Genomic DNA, 16,437 nt, shown 5'->3' with positions numbered 1-16,437 from the left:
GCGGAGCGGACGGGACTCGAACCCGCGACCTCCGGCGTGACAGGCCAGCATTCTAACCAGCTGAACTACCGCTCCACACTTAACTTTTACTGCGGTGCTGTGGTGGGTGCTGAGGGTTTCGAACCCCCGACCCTCTCCGTGTAAAGGAGACGCTCTACCGCTGAGCTAAGCACCCCAGCGAGCCGCTTAGTTTACAGCATCCTTCAGGGCCTTACCAGCCTTGAACGACGGATTCTTCGAAGCAGCGATCTTGATGGTGTCGCCGGTCTTCGGGTTGCGGCCGGTGCGGGCAGCACGGTCGCGGACCTGGAAGGTACCGAAGCCAACCAGGGTGACCGCATCGCCGTCCTTCAGCGCCTTGGTGACGGCAGCAACGACGGCATCGACAGCGCGGCTGGACTCGGCCTTGGTCAGGTCGGCGGCTTCAGCAACGGCATCGATCAATTCGGTCTTGTTCATTCTCTACAACTCCTTTGGCGGTGGGTTCCGCTTATTCGACAGGGAAGCAACCGCACGCGATGCGCGCACGGCCGCCATGTGGAAACTGTTCGCCGAATTCAGTGATCACCAGACTGCGATCACTCATTCGCGGGTGCTGCTTTTATACCAGCGCCCCTACCCCCACGCAAGGTGGAAAGCCAGCAACGACGCGGGTTTCAGGCATTTCGACAGCGCGCGTCAATGCTTGACGCGCGCGTTTCCACTCGGTTTGGCCTTGCTGCGCACCGTGACGCGCTGCGCACTCTTGCGCGCCTTCTTCGGTGCCAACGGACGCTCCAGCGCCAGGTCCAGCACTTCCTCGATGTACTTCACCGGCACGATCTGCAGATCGCGGGTGACGTTGGCCGGAATGTCAGCCAGGTCCTTGCGGTTCTCCTCGGGGATGATGACCGTGCGGATACCGCCACGCAGTGCCGCCAGCAGCTTTTCCTTCAGGCCACCGATGGCGGTGACGCGACCGCGCAGGGTGATCTCGCCGGTCATCGCCACGTCGGCACGCACCGGCACCTTGCTCAGCATCGACACCAGCGAGGTGACCATCGCCGCACCGGCACTGGGGCCGTCCTTCGGCGTGGCGCCATCGGGCACGTGCACGTGCACGTCGTGCTTCTGCAGGAAATCCGCATCGATGCCGAAGCCGACAGCGCGCGAACGCACCACCGACAGGGCTGCCGACGCCGATTCCTTCATCACGTTGCCGAGCTGGCCGGTCAGGATCAGCTGGCCCTTGCCCGGCACCAGCGTCGATTCGATCTGCAGCAGATCGCCGCCCACTTCAGTCCAGGCCAGGCCGGTGACCAGGCCGATCTCGTTGGCTTCCTCGGCGCGGCCGAAATCGAAGCGGCGCACGCCCAGGTACTTGTCCAGGTTCTTGCTGGTGACGCTGACCAGGGCCTTGGACTTCTTCGCGCCCTTCTTCGCCTTCACCGGCTGCGGGCCGGCCAGGGCGATTTCCTTCACCACCTTGCGGCAGATCTTGGCGATCTCGCGTTCCAGGTTGCGCACGCCGGATTCGCGCGTGTAGTAGCGCACGATGTCCTGGATGGCATCGCTGCCGATTTCCAGTTCTTCCGGCTTCAGGCCATTGGCCTTGATCTGCTTCGGCGACAGGTAACGGGTGGCGATGTTGAGCTTCTCATCCTCGGTGTAGCCGGGGATGCGGATCACTTCCATGCGGTCCAGCAGCGGGCCCGGAATGTTGAGCGAGTTGGAGGTCGCCACGAACATCACTTCGGACAGGTCCAGGTCCACTTCCAGGTAGTGGTCGTTGAACGCGTTGTTCTGCTCGGGGTCGAGCACTTCCAGCAGCGCCGAGGACGGATCGCCACGGAAGTCCATCGACATCTTGTCGATCTCATCGAGCACGAACAGCGCGTTCTTGCTGCCGACCTTGTTGAGGTTCTGCACGATGCGGCCCGGCATCGAACCGACGTAGGTACGGCGGTGGCCACGGATCTCGGCCTCGTCGCGCACGCCGCCCAGCGACATGCGCACGAACTTGCGGTTGGTGGCCTTGGCGATGGACTGGCCCAACGAGGTCTTGCCCACGCCCGGCGGCCCGACCAGGCACAGGATCGGGCCCTTCATCTGCTTCACGCGCGACTGCACCGCCAGGTATTCCAGGATGCGGTCCTTGACCTTGTCCAGGCCGTAGTGATCGGCGTCCAGGGTGTCCTGCGCGGCCTTCAGGTCCTTGCGCACCTTGGTGCGCTTCTTCCACGGCACGCCCAGCAGCCACTCCAGGTAGTTGCGCACGACGGCAGCTTCGGCCGACATCGGCGACATCTGCTTGAGCTTGTTCAGCTCGTTGCGTGCCTTGGTTTCCACCGGCTTGGGCATGCCGGCTTCGGCGATCTTGCGCGCCAGTTCTTCCAGCTCGCCCGGCGCGTCGTCGAGGTCACCCAGTTCTTTCTGGATGGCCTTCATCTGTTCGTTGAGGTAGTACTCGCGCTGGCTCTTTTCCATCTGCGACTTCACGCGGCCGCGGATGCGCTTTTCCATCTGCTGCACGTCGATCTCGCCGTCGACCAGGCCGACCAGCATCTCCAGGCGCTCGCCCACGGCCAGCGTTTCCAGCAGGCGCTGCTTGTCGGCCAGGCGCACGCTGATGTGTGCGGCGATGGTGTCAGCCAGGCGTGCCGGCTCATCGATGCCGGCCAGGGTCTGCAGCAGCTCCGGCGGCAGCTTGCGGTTGGTCTTGACGTACTGCTCGAACAGCGACATCAGCGAGCGGGCGATGGCCTCGATCTCGCGCGGCTCGCGCGGGTCGGCCGCGTCGATCTCCACGGCCCGGCCGTGCAGCGAGCCATCACGCTCGTCGACCTGGGTGACCTGCACGCGCGACAGGCCTTCGACCAGCACCTTGATGGTGCCGTCGGGCAGCTTCAGCAGCTGCAGCACCTGCGCCAGCGTACCGACCTGGTAGAGGTCGGCCGCATGCGGGTCATCGGTCTCGGCCGACTTCTGCGCCAGCAGCAGGATGCGCTTGTCTGCCTCCATTGCCTGTTCGAGCGCGTGCATGGACTTGTCACGGCCGACGAACAGCGGGATGACCATGTGCGGGAACACCACTACGTCGCGCAGCGGCAGGACCGGCAGGTCGAGGGTTTCACTTGGGGAACGGGCCATGGGGGCTCCAGGGAAGGGGAAAACCGCCTCCGGGAGGGCATCTTCCGGAGACAAAAAAAGCCGATGGCCCCGTTATGGGGCCATCGGCTTTCAGATGCAAGGCGTTCGTTCAAACTCCTTTCAAATCAAGGATTTGAAAGGATCACTCGGCGCCTGCGGCCTTCTGTTCAGGGGCCGCCGGGGTCTGGTAGATCAGGTACGGCTCGGACTTGTGCTCGATCACCGATTCATCCACGACCACCTTGCTGACGTTTTCCTGCGAAGGAAGGTCGTACATGGTGTCCAGCAGGACCGATTCGACGATGGTGCGCAGGCCACGGGCGCCGGTCTTGCGCTTGAGCGCCTTCCTGGCGATGGCCGACAGCGCGTCCGGACGGAACTCCAGCTCGACGTTCTCCATCTCGAACAGCTTCTTGAACTGCTTGGTGATCGCGTTCTTCGGCTCGGTCAGGATCTTGATCAGGGCCGGCTCGTCCAGCTCCTCCAGGGTCGCCACCACCGGCAGGCGGCCGACGAACTCGGGGATCAGGCCGAACTTGATCAGGTCTTCCGGCTCGACTTCGGCCAGCACCTTGCCCACTTCCACCTTGCGCTCGGCGCTCTTGACCTTGGCACCGAAGCCGATGCCGCCGGCGTCGTTGGAACGCTGCTGGATCACCTTGTCCAGGCCGGCAAACGCGCCGCCACAGATGAACAGGATGTTCTTGGTGTCCACCTGCAGGAATTCCTGCTGCGGGTGCTTGCGGCCGCCCTGCGGCGGAACGCTGGCCACGGTGCCTTCGATCAGCTTCAGCAGGGCCTGCTGCACGCCTTCACCGGACACATCGCGGGTGATCGACGGGTTCTCGCTCTTGCGCGAGATCTTGTCGATTTCATCGATGTAGACGATGCCCTGCTGCGCCTTCTCGACGTCGTAGTCGCACTTCTGCAGCAGCTTCTGGATGATGTTCTCCACGTCCTCGCCCACATAACCGGCTTCGGTCAGCGTGGTGGCGTCGGCCATGGTGAACGGCACGTTGAGCAGGCGGGCCAGGGTTTCGGCCAGCAGGGTCTTGCCCGAACCGGTCGGGCCGACCAGCAGGATGTTCGACTTGGCCAGTTCGACCTCATCGTTCTTCTGCCGGCTCTCGATGCGCTTGTAGTGGTTGTAGACGGCCACGGCCAAGGTCCGCTTGGCCCGGTTCTGGCCAATCACGTACTGGTCGAGCACCTCGAGGATCTCGCGCGGCTTGGGCAGCGAACTGCGCGCCGACTGCGCCTTTTCCTCGAGTTCTTCACGGATGATGTCGTTGCACAGCTCCACGCACTCATCGCAGATGAACACGCTCGGACCGGCAATCAGCTTGCGCACTTCATGCTGGCTCTTTCCGCAGAAAGAGCAGTAGAGGATCTTGCCGGTGTCCGTGGAACGACCTTGGCGGTCTTCGCTCATGCTTCGCTTACCCAGTTACCCCACCCGCTGAACGGGGGTTCGATTCGAGAATAGCACAGGGCCGGAGGGACACCAGTCCCGGTCCGACCCTGCAGGAACGGGGCCTCCCTGGCCCCGTGTAGGCCGATCAACCGGCCTGGATCGACTCTTCCGGACGACGCTCCAGCACCTGGTCGACCAGGCCGTAGGCCACCGAGTCGACCGCGCTCTTGAAGTTGTCGCGCTCGGTGTCGCGGGCGATCGTCTCCAGCGACTGGCCGGTGTGCTTGGCCAGCACTTCGTTCAGGCGCGAACGCAGGGTCAGGATTTCACGGGCATGGATGTCGATGTCCGTGGCCTGGCCCTGGAAGCCGCCCAGCGGCTGGTGGATCATCACGCGCGAGTTCGGCAGCGCATAACGCTTGCCGGCAGCACCCGAAGCCAGCAGCAGGGCGCCCATCGAGGCGGCCTGGCCGACGCAGATGGTGCTCACGTCCGGCTTGATGTACTGCATGGTGTCGTAGATCGCCATGCCGGCGGTGACCACGCCACCCGGCGAGTTGATGTAGATGCTGATGTCCTTTTCCGGGTTTTCCGCTTCCAGGAACAGCAGCTGCGCCACCACCACGTTGGCCATGTGATCATCGATCGGGCCCACGAGGAAGATCAGGCGCTCCTTCAACAGGCGCGAATAGATGTCGTAGGCACGCTCGCCGCGGCTGGTCTGCTCGACCACCATGGGAACCATGTTCAGGGCTTTGGTCCGGTTGTCCATTTCGTGAGGTACCTGTCTTGGGGGAAACACCCCCGCGCCAGGGCAGGCGCGGGGTATGGGGTGATCCGCCCCGTATTACTGGCGGATCGCGTCCTGGAACGACAGCTTTTCTTCGGTGTGCTGGGCACGCTCGGCGATCCAGTCGATCACCTGCTCTTCCATCACGCGGTTCTGCAGGCCAGACATCAGCTGGGGGTCGTTGCGGTACATCTCAATGACCTGCTCCGGCTCTTCGTAGGTCGAAGCGATCAGACGCATCGTTTCATTCAGGCGCTTGGGTTCCAGGCGCAGGTCGTTGGTGCGGGCCACTTCGCCCACCACCAGGCCGACCAGCACGCGCTTGGCGGCGGCATCCTTGAAGCCCTCGTGGGCATCGGCCGGGACGTCACCGACGTTCTGGCCGTTGCGGCGGGCCTGCTCGACCTGCTGGGCCAGCATGGCGCGGGCTTCGTTCTCGACCAGGCGCGGCGGCATTTCCACCGACGCGTAAGCGGCGATCAGCTGCTCGCCCACTTCGCGGCGCAGGCGGTTCATCAGGGCGCCCTTCAGCTCGCGCTCCAGGTTGGCGCGGATGTCGCTGCGGAACTGCTCGACGTCGCCGCCCTTCACGCCGAAGCTCTTGATGAAGGCTTCATCGACGGCCGGCACGACCGGCTCGGACAGCTCGACGACCTTGACGGTGACCTGCACGGTCTTGCCCGCCAGCACCGGCACGCGCCAGTCAGCCGGGAACTCGACGTCCAGGGTCTTTTCTTCGCCCTTGGCCAGGCCGACCAGGCCCTTTTCGATGGTTTCGAACATCATGCCCTGGCCGAGCACGATCGAACCCTTCTCGGTGCCTTCGGCCGGCAGGCGCTCTTCGCCGGCCTGCGACCAGGTTTCCAGCGCGACCAGGTCGCCGTCCTGCGCGCCACGGGTGACCGGGGCCCAGGTGCGACGCTGGTTCTGCAGGTTCTCGATCATCTGGTCGATGTCGGCGTCGGTGATCTCAGCGGTGTGGCGCACCACGGTCAGCTTGCTGACGTCGATGTCGCCGAAGTCCGGCACCACTTCGACGGTGGCCACGAAGGAGAATTCACCTTCCTCGCCCTTGTCGATGCGCGGGCTGCCGACGATGCGCAGGTCGTGCTCGCGCACGGCGGCATCGAAGGTTTCGCGCAGCAGGCCGTCCAGCGCCTCGCCACGGACCTGCGCGCCGAAGCGCTGCTCGATCACCTTGGCCGGCACCTTGCCCGGACGGAAGCCCTTGATGCGGGTGGTACGGGCGATTTCGCCCAGGCGGCCGTTGATGTGGCTCTGCAGACGGTCTTCCGGCAGCGAGAAGCTCAGGCGGCGTTCCAGGTTGCCGATGGTTTCGATCGAAGCTTGCATGTTGACTCCTGCCACCGGTGGCCCACGCCCCCGGCTCGATGATTGGGATGAAACGGTTGTAAGGACACGACGTCTGGGACGCGCCTGCTTGCCGCAGCCCTTTAGTTTCGCCCAATTCGGCCTGCACTGCCAGCGCGTGGCGGTCAAGGGGCCGCAGGGAGCCCGATCAGGGCGGGGACAGGCCGGCACTGGTGCGAAAGGGGGGACTCGAACCCCCACGCCTTGCGACACTGGAACCTAAATCCAGGGCGTCTACCAATTCCGCCACTTTCGCGTGGCCGGCACAGAGGTTCATTGTCGCAGGTGGGGCTGCAAAGCGGAAGGCGTGACAAAGCTGAATGTGCAGATCGACGCATTTCGCGCAGACTCGCCGGACTGCCACGGCTGGACATCCTGATGGAGCACACCGCCCCCACCCCGCCCTCCGCGCGCGCCTGGAACGCCAGGTGGAAGGCAGTTTTCTGGCTGCTCGGCCTGGCCGTGGCCGGGCACTTCCTGTGGGCCACCGCGCAGCGCTATGTGCAGGTGACGCCCGAGGCCTACGGCATGTTCTGGGACCGGCGCAGCTGGCTGTGGCTGCACATTACCGGCGGCAGCCTGGCCATGCTGGCGGGGGCCAGCCAGTTCGTGGCGGCGTTGCGCCGGCGCTGGCCCACCCTGCACCGCTGGCTGGGGCGCACCTATCTGCTGGGCATCCTGCTGGGCAGTGCTGCCGTGGTCGGGCTGCTCGTCACGACCCAGGGCTGGCTGGCACTGAAGCTCGCGTTTGCTGCCACCGGCCTTGCCTGGCTGATCACGTCATTGCGCGGCTACCGCACGATCCGCCGCGGCGAGATCGACGCCCATCGGCGCTGGATGCTGCGCAGCTACCTGGTGACCCTGTCGCCGGCGGTTTTCCGCCTGTTCCTGCTGGTACCGGCATTAATGCAGCTGGCATCGCCGCTGGTGATGGTGCCCAGCCTGCTGGTGCTGAGCTGGGCGCTGCCGCTGCTGGCGTACGAAACGGGACGCCGCCTGCCGCGACTGCGTGCGGCACCGGTCCGGGCCCGGATGGCCTGAGCCACCGCGGGCCCGGTGGGATTACTGCGCTGGCTGGGCCGGTGCAGACGAGGACGGCGCCGCTGCAGGATCGGCTTTACGCAGCTCGACCGAGGAACCGTCCGCTGCGCGGGTGACCTCGACCGGCTCGGCCGCTGCACCATCTTCCGATGGCACTGCCGGCTTCCCCGGCACCATGTCCGTACCCGCACCGCGCTCCACCGTCTGCGCGTGATCTTCGGCGGTCGCAGGCGGCTCGCCCGCCGTGCAGCCCACCAGCGCAAGCAGCAGCGCGCCAGACACGATCAGCCCTGCATTCGGTTTCATTGCAATCATCAACACTCACTCCACCTGCATGCGCCACTGGCGCGGAACATTCATTGGGAATGATGCGAAGTGCGATCGGTGAGATGCAGTGCACAGCATTGAAAACACTGATGACGCATGTAACCCAGTTTTAAGCATCGCTTCAGTAGATCCACGCCATGCGTGGATGCGCGCCACCTTTGATCGCTGGATCGCGGCCAAGAAAAAAGCCACTTGGCGAACCAAGTGGCTTTCGTCTGGTGGGCTGTCAAGGATTCGAACCTTGGACCTATTGATTAAGAGTCAACTGCTCTACCAACTGAGCTAACAGCCCGAAATCGGGGCGCGAATTATGACCCCATCCGCCTGGGGGATGCAAGCACTTCGTTCAACATCGTTGACGTCGGCGCTGCTCCGGGTACCGCACTATCTGAAGAAAAAAGCCACCTGGCATACCAGGTGGCTTCCGTCTTGGTGGGCTGTCAAGGATTCGAACCTTGGACCTATTGATTAAGAGTCAACTGCTCTACCAACTGAGCTAACAGCCCGTAAAACCCAGACGCACATTGTAGCGTGCATTCTGTTTATTGCAATACCGTGTCGGCGTTGCCGATGCGGTTGAAACAGTGGGGTGGCTGAGGGGATTCGAACCCCCGACCACCGGAATCACAATCCGGTACTCTAACCAACTGAGCTACAGCCACCACTGAAACTTTGCTTCATCGCCGATGCGGCTGGCGCTGGAGCCTGATACGTTGCCTTGAGTGGGCGGAAGCAGAAGTTCCGTCCCCGAAGCGAGTCCGGCATTTTCCGGGAGTCGCGCGGGAATTGCAAGCACTTCTTCACATTGATGTGCAGGGGCCCGCCCGGGGCCGACGGCACCCGCCACTCAGGGATCGCTGGCCGAGATGACCCGGGTCGTTTCGCCTGCTTCATCCAGGAACGCCAGCGTCGCCTCGCCCTTCGGCGTGACCTGCAACTGCAGGCGCGGATTCCCCTTTGCATCCAGCAACTGCAGCATCGCGTTGCGCGAACCGGACTTGCCGAGGAAGACGCGACGGGTGATCGCCGCCTCGCCCGCCTTGGCCAGGCGTTCGTCATCGGCCGAAAAAATCGGGCGCTTCAGGCCATCGGCCACGTCGTTGAACATCAGCCCCGCGAAACTGCCCTCCGGACCGTCCAGCCCCAGCAACTGCAGCTGCTGGTCCTGCTGGTAACGATCAAAGGTGAGGCTCATCCCGCTGTCCGGGCGCCCGTCCTTGCCCAGCGCACCGTTGAAGATCAGGCCACCGTTCTCGGTGCCCTCGTCATTGAGGAACAGCATGCCGGCCATGGGCCGCTTGTGCGCGGTGATCTCCTCGCCCTTCATGAAGCCACCGGGGAAACGCGTGCGATTGGACACGACCAGGCGCAGGGTGCCGTCAGGTTCGCGGATGTTGATGCGCTGCGCATCGATGACATCGAACGAGGCATCGCGATGGGCGCTGGCACCCATCAGCAGGCCGGCCACCGCCAGCAGGGTGACGCCGCCGCAGTACAGCGAAAGCCGCCGCTGGCTGCTGCGCAGGCGCTGCACTTCCGCGGCGAGGTCGTTGTCCCGGGCTGCCTGTTCCGTCATGCGTCTCACTCCTTTGATGGGGCACGAAATGCGGACAACGCGCTGCCCCGGACGGCCTTGTCCGAGCAATGACTGTAACGGGGGGACATGAAGAGGGCCATGCGCCGGAAGTCAGGAAAGCCTCCCTGCAATGGCGCGCCCGACAGGAATCGAACCTGTAACCGCCGGCTTAGAAGGCCGGTGCTCTATCCAGTTGAGCTACGGGCGCCCGAACCGGAACGGCGTCCAATCCGACGTAGTGGGATTGGTCGGGGTAGAGGGATTCGAACCCCCGACATCCTGCTCCCAAAGCAGGCGCGCTACCAGACTGCGCTATACCCCGGCACTGCAATCCCCTCGGGCAGGGCCCGGGGAGCTGGTCATTGTGAACAAGCGCAGCGCAGCCTGTCAACGCAGCGGGCCCGGCCACGTGCCGCCGCCACGCCACCTTGCCCGGCCATGGGCTATGCTCGCGGCAATCGGCCGGATGGCCGTAACCACCCCTTTCGCACGGAGATCTCGCATGCGCAGCGGCAACCCGGCTCTTTCCGAGTCGACTTTCCTCGATCTGGCCAGCGGCTCGGTGGTGACCCACCCCGACCAGGCGATGACCCTCAACGGCACCGTCAACAAGACCGGCATCCTGTTGCTGCTGACCGTGCTGACCGCCGCCTTCGCCTGGAACCAGTCGATCAACGACTACGGCCAGGTGATGGCCGGCGCCAAGCTGTATGCCATGGGCGGCGCGATCGGCGGCCTGGTGCTGGCAGTGGTGACCTCCTTCAAGAAGGAATGGTCGCCGGTCACCGCGCCGATGTACGCGCTGGTGGAAGGCCTGTTCCTGGGCGCCATCTCGGCCCTGTTCAACATGAAGTTCCCGGGCATCGTGTTCCAGGCCGTGCTGCTGACCTTCGGCACCCTGTTCGCCCTGCTGCTCGCCTACCGCAGCGGCCTGATCAAGGTCACCGAGAACTTCAAGCTGGGCGTGGTCGCCGCCACCGGTGGCATCGCTCTGCTCTACCTGGCCTCGTTCGTGCTGAGCTTCTTCAACATCAACGTGCCGATGATCCATGACGCCAGCCTGCTGGGCATCGCCTTCAGCCTGTTCGTGGTGGTGGTGGCCGCGCTGAACCTGGTGCTGGATTTCGATTTCATCGAGACCGGCGTGGCCCAGCGTGCGCCGAAGTACATGGAGTGGTATGGCGCATTCGGCCTGATGGTGACCCTGGTCTGGCTGTACGTGGAATTCCTGCGCCTGCTGTCGAAGATCCAGCAGCGCTGAGTCCAATCAAGCCGTAAACGACAAGCCGCGATCCGCAAGGGTCGCGGCTTTTTCGTGGGTCTCACGCGGTAGAGTCGAGCTTGCTCGACTGCCTCCGATCCAGTCGAGCAAGCTCGACTCTACGGAACCCCCACCCCATGTCCGACACATTCCACAGCTACCGCCCGGCCGAAGGCCACCGCCTGCCGCACGATCCGTTCAACGCAATCATCGGCCCGCGCCCGATCGGCTGGATCTCCAGCTGCGATGCCGACGGCGCCCTGAACCTTGCGCCGTACAGCTTCTTCAACGCCTTCAACTACACCCCGCCGATCATCGGCTTCTCCAGCCAGGGCCGCAAAGACTCGCTGCACAACATCGAGGCCACCGGCGAATTCGTCTGGAACCTGGCCACCTTCGACCTGGCCGAGGCGATGAACGAAAGCTGCCGCGCGGTCGCGCCGGAGGTCGATGAGTTCAGCCTGGCCGGGCTGGCGCCGTTGGCATCCACCCAGGTACGCCCGCCGCGCGTGGCGCAGAGCCCGGTCAGCATGGAATGCCGCTGCACGCAGATCGTGCGCCTGCGCGATGCCGCCGGCCAGGACACCAACGGCTGGCTGGTGCTGGGCGAGGTGGTGGCAGTACATATCGACGCGCGGCTGCTGGTCGATGGCATCTATGACACCGCCGCTGCCGACCCGATCCTGCGCGGTGGCGGCCCGGCCGATTACTTCCGGGTCAGCGCCGAACAGCGCTTCCGCATGTTCCGCCCGGCCTGAGCCTCAGCGCGACAGCAACACCGGCAGCGCCGAGCACAGCAGGGCGATGCCGGACGCGGTCAGCAGGCCCAGCACGATCTGCCGGAAGCGCGCCTCGCTGATGCCGATGTACAGCCGCGCGCCCAGCAGGGTCGGCACCAGCATGGCCGGGGCCACGATGGCGAAGTACGGCAGCATCTGCCGGGTGACCATGCCATTGCCCACGTAGGTGGCCATGGTCACCGCCAGCATGGCCAGGTTGAAGTTCTGGATGACCGCGCGCTGCTCGTCCTTGCCGAAGCCGCGCAACGTGCTCCACAGCGTCGGCACCGGCCCGGCGAACCCGCCGATGCCACTGAGCACGCCACCGGCCATGCCGGCCACCGCGTCGCCGATGCGCCCACCGACCGTGATCGGCGGCAACCGGCGCACCACCAGCATCACCGGGCACCAGACCGCCAGAAAACCACCCAGCAGCGCCTTGAACCAGGCCATGTCCAGCTGCGGCAGCACCAGCACGCCCAGCGGAATACCGGCCAGGCCGCCCAGCACGAACGGCAGCAGCAGGCGCAGGTTGAAGCCGCGCCGCACGGTGAACACCGCCAGCAACTGGCCGGTGAGCGCACCGAATACCGACAGCGCCGCAGCCAGGCGCGGGTCCAATCCCCATGCCCAGAACGACATCGCCACCATCCCGAAGGCGAACCCGGACAGCCCCTGTACGAAACCCGCGACGATCGCGCCAATCGCCACCAGCAGATAGACCGGATCCATCACGTTCCTCGTTGCCGCGGCGTGGCTACTCTGCCGCGCCCGTCCATGCAGCGTAGTGCGCCGCCAGGTGATCGACCAGCGCGCGCACTTTCGGTGCGAGTGCACGGGCATGCGGGTACAGCGCGAAGTAGCAGCGCTGGCCGGCATTCCAGGCCGGCAGCACGCGGATCAGGCGGCCGGCGCGCAGGTCCTCCTGCACGGTCAACGCCGTGAACAGGCTGATGCCCATGCCGGCCATCACCGCTGCGTGCAAGGCCGGCGTGGCATCAACGCGCAGGCGCTGGCCGGCCTCGATGCTGGCGCTGGCACCGCGCGGACCCTGCAGCTGCCACGGCGCACTGGCGGCGGTCGGGCTGAAGCCCAGCAGCGTGTGCTGCTGCAGGTCCGCCGCCTGCCGCGGCAGGCCGTGCCGGGCCACATAGGCCGGTGCCGCAACCAGGATGCGCGGGCAACGGGCCAGCTCGCGCGCCACCAGCTGGCTGTCCGGCAGTGACGGCGCAATGCGCAGGGCCAGGTCGAAGCCACCGCCGACCACGTCGACCAGCTGATCGTCGGCGGACAGGTCCAGCGAGACCTGCGGGTAGCGGGCGAGGAAACCGGGCAGCCAGTGCGGCAGTTCCTGGCTGGCCACCACCTGCGGCACGCTGATGCGCAGGCGGCCACTGGGCTCGGCCTGCCCAGCACGCGCGCGGTCATCGGCGGCCTGCAGGCAATCAAGCAGGCCCACGGCATCGCGGTAGTAGTCACGCCCGGCTTCCGTCAGCGACAGGCGGCGGCTGTTGCGGTCGAGCAGGCGCACCTGCAGGTGTTCTTCCAGTTGCCGCAGCTGCCGCGACATCGCCGAATGGGTGGTGCCCAGGCGCTCGGCGGCGGCGGTGAAACTGCCCGCTTCGACGATGGTGCGCAGCGCGCGCAGGGCGGCGAAGTGATCCATCGAGGGCAGCTCCCGGTAGCGGAGCCCGCGATCTGCGGGCCCCGCCAGCTTATCAAGCGCCGTCGCCGGCCCTGCGCACCGGCAGCGCCAGCAGCGCCTCGGTGCTGATGACCTCACCAAAGGCATCTTCGATCTGTGCCAGCGATGCTTCGTGCAGCGCGCGATGACCGATGCGCTGGCCGCCGGCCAGATCCAGGTCGCGGCTGGCGGTGGCATCGCCGGCCACGATCACCCGGTAACCGCGCGGCGCCGCAGCGGCATCGCGCGCTGCACCCACCACGCAGGCATGGGTCTGCAGGCCGGTGACGATCAAGGTATCGATGCCGGCGTCCTGCAGCACCGTGTCGAGCACGGTGGCCGAAGCCCCGGCGAACACGCTGACATTGTCCTTCTGCACCACCGTCTCGCCCTGGCGCGGCTGCAGATCGCGATGGAAGGCGGCATTGACGCTGTCCTGCGCGAACAGCGGCGCGCCGGCCGGCAGCACGTGCTGTACGTGGATCACCCGGATGCCATGGGCGTCGGCGAACTGCACCACGCGCGCGGCCTGGTGCAGTGCAGCCACGCCATCGGGAATGACCATGCGGCCACCGGCGAAGCCCGGCGCGGCGCTGGCATCGAAGTATTCGTTCTGGAAATCGATGACCAGCAGCGCGGTCTTCGCCGCATCGAGAGATGTGGTCGAGGGGGCACCGGCCATGTGGCGGATGGTGGGATGGGCCGGCTCGGCGGCGGCGACCGGTGCGGTGGCGGCCATGCCGATCAGGCTGGCCAGGCCGAAGGCGGAAAGGTTCATGGGCAACTCCTGTGCGGTGGGAAGCAGGCACAGGATGCGGAGCGGATGGCGCACGAACCAGCCGCCTCCGGGCACATGATCTGTGCGGGAAACGCACCGCTGCCCATAAACGCAACGGGGCGCCCGAAGGCGCCCCGCTGTGGATCAACCGAGGTTGGCCGGCCGCTTACAGGCGGCTGGCGATGGCCTGGGCGAAGCTCATGGTGGTCCCGGTGCCGCCGAGGTCGCCGGTCAGCGAATCCTTGGCTTCCATGGTGGCCACGATGGCCTTGCGCAGGCGCTCGGCGTTTTCCGGCTGGCCGATATGGTCCAGCATCTGTGCGGCCGCCAGCAGCAGCGCGCACGGATTGGCCTTGCCCTGGCCGGCGATGTCCGGCGCGGTGCCGTGCACGGCTTCGAAGATCGCCGCGTCCTTGCCGATGTTGGCACCCGGAGCCAGGCCCAGGCCGCCGACGAGGCCGGCGCACAGGTCGGAGATGATGTCGCCGAACAGGTTGGTGGTGACGATCACGTCGAACTGTTCCGGACGCATCACCAGCTGCATGCAGCAGTTGTCGACGATCATTTCCTGGAACTCGATCTCCGGGTACTGCGCGGCCACTTCACGGGCGACGTTCAGGAACAGGCCCGAGGTCGACTTGATGATGTTGGCCTTGTGCACGGCGGTGACCTTCTTGCGGCCGACGCTGCGTGCCAGCTCGAAGGCGTAGCGCACGATGCGCTCGGAGCCCTTGCGGGTGATGCGGGTGCCGGAGAAGGCGGTCTCGCCGTCAGCCGAGACTTCCTGGCCTTCGGCCAGGTACGCACCTTCGGTGTTCTCACGAACGGTGATCAGGTCGACCTTGTCGAAGCGCGACTTGGTGTTCGGGAAGGTGTGGGCCGGACGCACGTTGGCGTACAGGTCGAAGTGGCGGCGCAGGCTGACGTTGATCGAGGTGAAGCCACCACCGACCGGGGTGGTCAGCGGGCTCTTCAGCGCGACCTTGTTGCGCGCGATCGATTCCAGGGTCACCGCCGGCATCAGGTCGCCGTGCTTTTCCAGGGCCGCCAGGCCGGCGTCCGCATCTTCGTACTCCAGGCCAGCGTTGAGCTGGTCGAGGACGAACAGGGTGGCGTCCATGATTTCCGGGCCGATGCCGTCGCCGCGGATGACCGTAATTTTCTGCGTCATTGATCGATGTTCCGAACAGGGGGGAATACGCCGTCCGGACGTGCCCGGAAACGCCGGCGCTAAGGAAGTTTCACCCGCAATTATGCCTGAGCCGGGGCCGAGGTCCCAAATAGACCATGGTCCCACTCCCCGGCTCAGGCAGAATTGCCCGCGCATTCCTCCTCTACCCCCGCCTGTCGGCGCGCCCCTTCAACAAGAAGGGGCTCCTGGGCTGATAGATCGCGGTAAAGGCCCCTGCGCGCGTCCGGTAGCGCCGGGCCATGCCCGGCGGCCGTTTGTTCAGGTGTCCGCCGGCCAGCGGCCGGCGCTACCTCAGTGCTCGTGCGCTTCCGGGGCGGCGGCGCCGCCTTCAAGCTGGTCGAGGAAGTCGACCGCGCGGCGCAGGTGCGGGATCACGATGGAACCGCCGACCACCAGGCCGACCGAGAAGGTCTCGAAGAACTCCTCGCGGGTCACGCCGGCGTCCTTGCACTGGGCCACGTGGTAGCTGATGCAGTCGTCGCAGCGCAGCACCATCGAGGCCACCAGGCCCAGCAGTTCCTTGGTCTTCACGTCCAGCGCGCCGGCCTGGTAGGTCTGCGTGTCCAGGGCGAAGAAGCGCCGCACCACCTGGTTCGGCTCGCCCAGGATGCGCTCGTTCATGCGCTTGCGGAAATCGGTGAATTCGGCGATGCGGTCCTTGCTGCCGTCGTCGGCCGCGCTCATGCCTGGCCCTGCCCGGCCAGCAGCGGCTCGAGCTTGCCTTCGCGATGCAGGGCCATCATGTCGTCGTAGCCGCCGACATGGACGTCACCGACGAAGATCTGCGGCACGCTGGTGCGGCGGGTCAGGGACATCATCTTCTCGCGCTCGACCGGGTCCAGGTCGATGCGGACCTCGGTCCACTGCTGGCCCTTGCTCTTGAGGAAGTTCTTGGCGGCCACGCAGTACGGGCAGACGGCGGTGGAATAGATGGTGATGGCGGGCGAACCGCCAGCGGGCTGGGCTGTCACGGGAAACTCCACGATGGATCGACGGTCCATATATGGTACCGGTGTGCTGGAATTTCCACGCCACGACCGCAACACTGTGGATTAACGAATGGTTGCCCCCTGCCCTGCCACGCTTGGCGCGCCC

The 16,437-nt window shown here is 65.6% G+C and carries 16 protein-coding genes and 8 tRNA genes; 3 read left to right on the top strand and 21 right to left on the bottom strand.

Going from position 1 to position 16,437, the window contains the following annotated elements; genetic code table 11:
* Position 1 precedes the first annotated feature (1 nt).
* From AC3WL7_RS10330 to AC3WL7_RS10295, 8 genes are all read right to left on the bottom strand, one after another.
* Positions 2–75, bottom strand: a tRNA-Asp gene (locus AC3WL7_RS10330).
* Positions 76–100: 25 nt separating this feature from the next.
* Positions 101–175: transfer RNA gene (locus tag AC3WL7_RS10325), tRNA-Val, on the bottom strand.
* An 11-nt stretch (positions 176–186) separates the two neighbouring features.
* Positions 187–459: an HU family DNA-binding protein gene (locus AC3WL7_RS10320; RefSeq protein WP_004146343.1), complete on the bottom strand. Its 273-nt coding sequence runs from the start codon at positions 457–459 to the stop codon at positions 187–189.
* Positions 460–678: 219 nt separating this feature from the next.
* Positions 679–3,129, bottom strand: a complete 2,451-nt coding sequence (gene lon / locus AC3WL7_RS10315; protein ID WP_492750194.1) for an endopeptidase La — start codon at positions 3,127–3,129, stop codon at positions 679–681.
* Between the two features lie 142 nt (positions 3,130–3,271).
* Positions 3,272–4,561 (bottom strand): ATP-dependent Clp protease ATP-binding subunit ClpX, encoded by a 1,290-nt coding sequence (clpX, locus tag AC3WL7_RS10310; protein WP_108758290.1) that lies wholly within the window; start codon positions 4,559–4,561, stop codon positions 3,272–3,274.
* Positions 4,562–4,688: 127 nt separating this feature from the next.
* A complete protein-coding gene (clpP, locus tag AC3WL7_RS10305) occupies positions 4,689–5,315 on the bottom strand; it encodes an ATP-dependent Clp endopeptidase proteolytic subunit ClpP (RefSeq protein ID WP_079220811.1) in 627 nt (208 codons plus the stop codon).
* Positions 5,316–5,390: 75 nt separating this feature from the next.
* Entirely contained in the window at positions 5,391–6,686 is a 1,296-nt protein-coding gene (tig, locus tag AC3WL7_RS10300; protein WP_079220810.1) for a trigger factor, read from the bottom strand.
* A 189-nt stretch (positions 6,687–6,875) separates the two neighbouring features.
* Positions 6,876–6,960: transfer RNA gene (locus AC3WL7_RS10295), tRNA-Leu, on the bottom strand.
* Positions 6,961–7,082: 122 nt separating this feature from the next.
* Here AC3WL7_RS10295 and AC3WL7_RS10290 point away from each other — a divergent pair.
* Entirely contained in the window at positions 7,083–7,745 is a 663-nt protein-coding gene (locus AC3WL7_RS10290; protein ID WP_492750193.1) for a DUF2306 domain-containing protein, read from the top strand.
* Positions 7,746–7,766: 21 nt separating this feature from the next.
* On the opposite strand, the gene AC3WL7_RS10285 is transcribed toward AC3WL7_RS10290, so the two are convergent.
* The 7 genes from AC3WL7_RS10285 to AC3WL7_RS10255 all read right to left on the bottom strand — a co-directional run bounded on the left by AC3WL7_RS10285 (position 7,767) and on the right by AC3WL7_RS10255 (position 9,970).
* Complete coding sequence (locus tag AC3WL7_RS10285; RefSeq protein WP_492750192.1) at positions 7,767–8,051, bottom strand: hypothetical protein; 285 nt, start codon at positions 8,049–8,051, stop codon at positions 7,767–7,769.
* A 237-nt stretch (positions 8,052–8,288) separates the two neighbouring features.
* Positions 8,289–8,364 (bottom strand) — tRNA-Lys (locus tag AC3WL7_RS10280).
* Positions 8,365–8,502: 138 nt separating this feature from the next.
* Positions 8,503–8,578 (bottom strand) — tRNA-Lys (locus AC3WL7_RS10275).
* 79 nt (positions 8,579–8,657) lie between these two features.
* Positions 8,658–8,734, bottom strand: a tRNA-His gene (locus AC3WL7_RS10270).
* Positions 8,735–8,919: 185 nt separating this feature from the next.
* A complete protein-coding gene (locus AC3WL7_RS10265) occupies positions 8,920–9,648 on the bottom strand; it encodes a hypothetical protein (RefSeq protein ID WP_079220807.1) in 729 nt (242 codons plus the stop codon).
* A gap of 131 nt (positions 9,649–9,779) precedes the next feature.
* Positions 9,780–9,856, bottom strand: a tRNA-Arg gene (locus tag AC3WL7_RS10260).
* A gap of 37 nt (positions 9,857–9,893) precedes the next feature.
* A tRNA-Pro gene (locus AC3WL7_RS10255) sits at positions 9,894–9,970 on the bottom strand.
* 180 nt (positions 9,971–10,150) lie between these two features.
* Between AC3WL7_RS10255 and AC3WL7_RS10250 the strand changes: the two genes are divergently transcribed.
* Positions 10,151–10,909 carry a Bax inhibitor-1/YccA family protein gene (locus AC3WL7_RS10250; protein ID WP_492750191.1) on the top strand — a complete coding sequence of 253 codons (759 nt, stop codon included), beginning with the start codon at positions 10,151–10,153 and terminating at the stop codon, positions 10,907–10,909.
* 137 nt (positions 10,910–11,046) lie between these two features.
* Entirely contained in the window at positions 11,047–11,667 is a 621-nt protein-coding gene (locus AC3WL7_RS10245; RefSeq protein WP_492750190.1) for a flavin reductase family protein, read from the top strand.
* A gap of 3 nt (positions 11,668–11,670) precedes the next feature.
* Here AC3WL7_RS10245 and AC3WL7_RS10240 read toward each other — a convergent pair whose 3' ends face one another.
* The 6 genes from AC3WL7_RS10240 to grxC all read right to left on the bottom strand — a co-directional run bounded on the left by AC3WL7_RS10240 (position 11,671) and on the right by grxC (position 16,313).
* Entirely contained in the window at positions 11,671–12,420 is a 750-nt protein-coding gene (locus tag AC3WL7_RS10240; protein WP_200733271.1) for a sulfite exporter TauE/SafE family protein, read from the bottom strand.
* Between the two features lie 25 nt (positions 12,421–12,445).
* Positions 12,446–13,354 carry a LysR family transcriptional regulator gene (locus tag AC3WL7_RS10235; RefSeq protein ID WP_492750189.1) on the bottom strand — a complete coding sequence of 303 codons (909 nt, stop codon included), beginning with the start codon at positions 13,352–13,354 and terminating at the stop codon, positions 12,446–12,448.
* A 52-nt stretch (positions 13,355–13,406) separates the two neighbouring features.
* A complete protein-coding gene (locus AC3WL7_RS10230) occupies positions 13,407–14,150 on the bottom strand; it encodes a cysteine hydrolase family protein (RefSeq protein WP_492750188.1) in 744 nt (247 codons plus the stop codon).
* Between the two features lie 166 nt (positions 14,151–14,316).
* Positions 14,317–15,321 (bottom strand): isocitrate dehydrogenase, encoded by a 1,005-nt coding sequence (locus AC3WL7_RS10225; RefSeq protein ID WP_079220800.1) that lies wholly within the window; start codon positions 15,319–15,321, stop codon positions 14,317–14,319.
* 312 nt (positions 15,322–15,633) lie between these two features.
* The gene (locus AC3WL7_RS10220) at positions 15,634–16,026 is read right to left on the bottom strand and encodes a carboxymuconolactone decarboxylase family protein (protein WP_046986956.1); all 393 of its coding nucleotides are present in this window, start codon (positions 16,024–16,026) and stop codon (positions 15,634–15,636) included.
* Positions 16,023–16,313, bottom strand: coding sequence for a glutaredoxin 3 (grxC, locus tag AC3WL7_RS10215; RefSeq protein ID WP_079225103.1), 291 nt, complete (start codon positions 16,311–16,313; stop codon positions 16,023–16,025). The genes AC3WL7_RS10220 and grxC overlap by 4 nt, the downstream gene beginning before the upstream one ends.
* Positions 16,314–16,437: the final 124 nt, after the last annotated feature.

Source organism: Stenotrophomonas sp. FW305-3-2-15-E-LB1 (genome assembly GCF_058787375.1).
This window is presented reverse-complemented; position numbering and strand designations above follow the sequence as displayed.

Excerpts from the sequence above, each read along its gene's own strand:
- AC3WL7_RS10230 (WP_492750188.1), bottom strand. The coding sequence starts at position 14,150 with ATGAACCTTTCCGCCTTCGGCCTGGCCAGCCTGATCGGCATGGCCGCC.
- AC3WL7_RS10250 (WP_492750191.1), top strand. The coding sequence starts at position 10,151 with ATGCGCAGCGGCAACCCGGCTCTTTCCGAGTCGACTTTCCTCGATCTG.
- AC3WL7_RS10240 (WP_200733271.1), bottom strand. The coding sequence starts at position 12,420 with ATGGATCCGGTCTATCTGCTGGTGGCGATTGGCGCGATCGTCGCGGGT.
- AC3WL7_RS10320 (WP_004146343.1), bottom strand. The coding sequence starts at position 459 with ATGAACAAGACCGAATTGATCGATGCCGTTGCTGAAGCCGCCGACCTG.
- AC3WL7_RS10290 (WP_492750193.1), top strand. The coding sequence starts at position 7,083 with ATGGAGCACACCGCCCCCACCCCGCCCTCCGCGCGCGCCTGGAACGCC.
- AC3WL7_RS10265 (WP_079220807.1), bottom strand. The coding sequence starts at position 9,648 with ATGACGGAACAGGCAGCCCGGGACAACGACCTCGCCGCGGAAGTGCAG.
- clpP (WP_079220811.1), bottom strand. The coding sequence starts at position 5,315 with ATGGACAACCGGACCAAAGCCCTGAACATGGTTCCCATGGTGGTCGAG.
- clpX (WP_108758290.1), bottom strand. The coding sequence starts at position 4,561 with ATGAGCGAAGACCGCCAAGGTCGTTCCACGGACACCGGCAAGATCCTC.
- tig (WP_079220810.1), bottom strand. The coding sequence starts at position 6,686 with ATGCAAGCTTCGATCGAAACCATCGGCAACCTGGAACGCCGCCTGAGC.
- AC3WL7_RS10245 (WP_492750190.1), top strand. The coding sequence starts at position 11,047 with ATGTCCGACACATTCCACAGCTACCGCCCGGCCGAAGGCCACCGCCTG.
- lon (WP_492750194.1), bottom strand. The coding sequence starts at position 3,129 with ATGGCCCGTTCCCCAAGTGAAACCCTCGACCTGCCGGTCCTGCCGCTG.
- AC3WL7_RS10220 (WP_046986956.1), bottom strand. The coding sequence starts at position 16,026 with ATGAGCGCGGCCGACGACGGCAGCAAGGACCGCATCGCCGAATTCACC.
- AC3WL7_RS10285 (WP_492750192.1), bottom strand. The coding sequence starts at position 8,051 with ATGAAACCGAATGCAGGGCTGATCGTGTCTGGCGCGCTGCTGCTTGCG.
- AC3WL7_RS10235 (WP_492750189.1), bottom strand. The coding sequence starts at position 13,354 with ATGGATCACTTCGCCGCCCTGCGCGCGCTGCGCACCATCGTCGAAGCG.
- AC3WL7_RS10225 (WP_079220800.1), bottom strand. The coding sequence starts at position 15,321 with ATGACGCAGAAAATTACGGTCATCCGCGGCGACGGCATCGGCCCGGAA.